Here is a 3,428-nt window from a genome sequence, read left to right on the forward strand (position 1 = left end):
CGCGGGGCGGGCCCGGCCCGCGCCCCCCCCCGGGGGGGGGTTTGGGGGGGTGTTGGCCCCCCCACACCCCCCCCCCTCACCCCCCCCCGACCACGTTCAGGGGGCGGGCCGCTGGGGGCGCCCCCCCCCACTTCTGTGCCGGAACGGATCCGTTCCGCGCGGGCTTCTCAGACTCCGACCGCGACCGAACGGGCGACGGTGTCCTTCTTCAGCCAGCTGAGGACCTGGTCCGCGGCCTTGCGTGCGGTGGTCATGCAGACACCGACGCCCACGCCGTCGTACAGGGCGCCGCAGACCGCGAGTCCGGGCTGGGCCGCCACCGCCTCACGGATCCGCTGCACCCGGTCCAGATGGCCGACGGTGTACTGCGGCAGGGCGTCGTCCCAGCGGCTCACCCGGCTCGCCACCGGGACGCCGGTCACGCCGGTCGCCTCGGCGAGCTCGGCCGCCGCCAGCGCGACGAGATCGGCGTCGTCGCGCAGCAGCAGCTGCTCCTCGCCGAATCGCCCGAGCGAGCAGCGGACGATTTCCACCTGGCCCGCCAGGTGCGGCCACTTCACGGTCGTGAAGGTGACCTCCTTGACCGCCTTCCCCTCCACCGCGGGCACCCGGTAGGCGGCGTATCCCCGGCCGGAGAGCCCGCCGGGGAACGCCGCGCGGGGATAGGCGAGCGTGACCATCGCCACGCTCGAGTACGGGACTTCGGCGAGCGCCGAGACGGCGGAGGCGGTCCCGGGGACCCCGGCGAGCAGGCTGCTCGCGGGACCGGCCGGAACGGCGACGATGACGGCGTCCGCGTCGATGTGCTCGGGGTCGGTGACCGGCCCCACGGTCAGCCGCCAGCCGCCCGCGCTCCGCGCGAGTTCCCTGACGGGGGCCCCGGTGCGCACGGACGCGTCCGGCGCGGCGGCCAGCACCTCCCGTACGAGCGTGGGGGGCAGCGAACCGAATCCGCCCTCGAGGGTGGCGACGCTCACGGGCGGCGGCTTCTCCCCCTCCGCGAGCTGAGGCGTCAGCGAGCCCGCCGCGTCCGCGAGCGAGACGTGCCCGCGGGACGCCTTGGCCAGCGGGGTCAGCGTGGCCTCGAACGACAGGTCCTCGGCACGGCCGGAGAACACCCCGGCGAGGAACGGGTCGACGAGGCGGTCCACCACCTCCTGGCCGAGCCGCCCCCCGACGTACGCCGCGACCGAGACGTCGCCGTCCCGGTCGAACGAGGGCAGCGCGAGGTCCTGCCGTGCCCGCTCGAGCCCCGCGGCGGACAGCACGCCGGACTTGGCGAGGCCGTCCATGTCGCAGGGCACGCCCATGAACTGGCGGTCGGGCTGCTGCCGGATCTCGTCCCTGGTCCAGATCGCCGACGCGGTGACGCCCGCCGACATGATCCGGTCGCCGAGCCCGGCATCCTTGATCAGCCCGGTGGTCTTGCGGCGGTTGGCGTACAGCGACTCGGCGCCCTCGTCGACCGCGACACCCGCCACCTCGGAGACCGACAGCTTCCCGCCGATCCGGGACGACCCCTCCAGGAGCGTCACCCGGACCGGCTCGTTCCGCAGATAGAAGGCGGCCGCCAGTCCAGCGATACCACCGCCGACGATGACCACATGGGGCTTTCCGCTCGCCTGATCCCGTTCGCTGCCAGCCATTCCACCAGCTCCTTCATGGTTACGGTGTCGTAGAGCCCGCCTCGGCGCCGACCACCGGCGCCGAGAAAGGCGTTGGCAGTCTGGCCGGGAGCCCCGGAACCCCGGTCGAGCGCGGCTGGACCCCCGGACGGGCCCTAGGGGCGGCGGGTGGTGCCGAACCAGCGGTCGAGGGCCTGGGTGAGGTCGTCGGTGGTGCCGGGGGAGGTCCAGGCGACGTAGCCGTCGGGTCGTATGAGGACGGCGTCCGGGGTGGGGGCTGTGTCCGGTGCGGGGGCTGCGTGCGGGGTGGGGTCGGGGTGGGTGGTCCAGGTTGCGGTGACGATGTCGATCCGGTCGGTGAGGTCTTCGGCGGGTCGTGCCAGTGTGTGGTCCGTGGTGATGAGCAGGCCGTGTGCGGTGTGCAGGAGGTCGGCGACGCGGGTGCGGGTGCCGTCGTGCAGGGTGAGTTCGCGGTCGGGCGGCATGCGCCGGCCGAGCAGGGGGTGGTCGCCCTTGCCCAGGTCGTAGCGGATGCCCAGGCCGCTCAGCATTCCCGCCAGGTGCCCGGCGGCGTCCTTGTGGGAGACCAGCTCGGCCATGACGGCGCGGACCGGGTCCATGTCCTCGCCGGTGAGCCGCAGCTCGATCGCCGCGCGGGCGTTGCGCGCCAACTGCTCCCCGATGGGGTGGCGTTCGGCGTGGTAGGTGTCGAGCAGGCCCTCGGGCGCCCAGCCCTTGACCGTCGCGGCGAGCTTCCAGCCGAGGTTCACGGCGTCCTGGACGCCCACGCTCAGTCCTTGTGCCATGGCCGGGGGCTGCACGTGCGCGGCGTCGCCGGCCAGGAACACCCGGCCGCGCCGGTACTCGGCGGCGGCCCGTGAGGCGTCGGTGAAGCAGCTGATCCAGCGGCACTGCCCGTGGTGGATGGACTCGCCGGTGAGCCGCTGCCAGGCGTCGGCGAGGTCGGGGTAGGTGAGGGAGCCGCGATCGCGCGGCGGCGTCCCGGCCTCGTGGACGACGACCCGGGTGACGCCGTTCTCCAGGTCCATCGCCATGACCATGCTGCCGCCCGGCAGGTTCTCGCCGATGCGCCGCTTACGAGTGTCGATCCCGGTGACGTCGGCGGTGAAGAAGCCGCGCCGTCCGTCGGAGCCGGGGAAACCGATCCCGGCCAGCTTGCGGACGGAACTCCGCCCGCCGTCGCAGCCGATCAGGTAGCCGGCGGTGTCCTCACCCGGGCCGTCGGGGCCGTCGAGGGCCACCACGACGCCGTCCGGCCTCTCGTGGAAGCCGGTCACCTCGTAGCCGCGCAGGATCGGCACGCCGAGCTCGGTCACCCAGCCTTCCAGCATCCGCTCGGTGCGGAACTGGGAGATCCCCCGGTGCCCGTAGTGGTCCTCCGCCAGCATGCCGAGGTCGATCGGCACCCCGCCGAAGTGGCTGTCCGCGGGTTCGGTCTCGCCGAGCCGGCCGAGCAGGCCCCGCTGGTCGAAGCACTCGGCGGTGCGTTTGGTGAAGCTCGCGCCGCGCGACTCACGCGGCGGGGTGGCGAGCCTCTCGTAGACGACGACGTCCACGCCGCCGAGCTTGAGTTCGCCTGCGGTCATCAGCCCGACCGGGCCCGCTCCGACGACGATTACATCCCTGGACATGTGTGCGCTCCTCTTCGGTCGATGCCGCCGGTCACCGGCCGGCGGTCTGGGGGACGCGGGTGGTGCCGAACCAGCGGTCGAGGGCCTGGGTGAGGTCGTCGGTGGTGCCGGGGGAGGTCCAGGCGACGTAGCCGTCGGGTCGTATGAGGAC

3 protein-coding genes are annotated in these 3,428 nt (G+C 73.7%); all 3 read right to left on the reverse strand.

Features of this window, described 5'->3' with window-relative positions; genetic code table 11:
• Positions 1-167: 167 nt before the first annotated feature.
• Positions 168-1,646 (reverse strand): protoporphyrinogen oxidase, encoded by a 1,479-nt coding sequence (gene hemG / locus ACFVXA_RS36735; protein WP_362016396.1) that lies wholly within the window; start codon positions 1,644-1,646, stop codon positions 168-170.
• Positions 1,647-1,780: 134 nt separating this feature from the next.
• Entirely contained in the window at positions 1,781-3,277 is a 1,497-nt protein-coding gene (locus tag ACFVXA_RS36740; protein WP_390028384.1) for an FAD-dependent monooxygenase, read from the reverse strand.
• 31 nt (positions 3,278-3,308) lie between these two features.
• The coding region (locus ACFVXA_RS36745) for a hypothetical protein (protein WP_390028394.1) at positions 3,309-3,428 on the reverse strand (120 nt) is incomplete at its 5' end.

The organism is Streptomyces sp. NPDC058246, from assembly GCF_042881985.1.
Lineage (GTDB): Bacteria > Actinomycetota > Actinomycetes > Streptomycetales > Streptomycetaceae > Streptomyces.

Excerpts from the sequence above, each read along its gene's own strand:
- hemG (WP_362016396.1), bottom strand. The coding sequence starts at position 1,646 with ATGGCTGGCAGCGAACGGGATCAGGCGAGCGGAAAGCCCCATGTGGTC.
- ACFVXA_RS36740 (WP_390028384.1), bottom strand. The coding sequence starts at position 3,277 with ATGTCCAGGGATGTAATCGTCGTCGGAGCGGGCCCGGTCGGGCTGATG.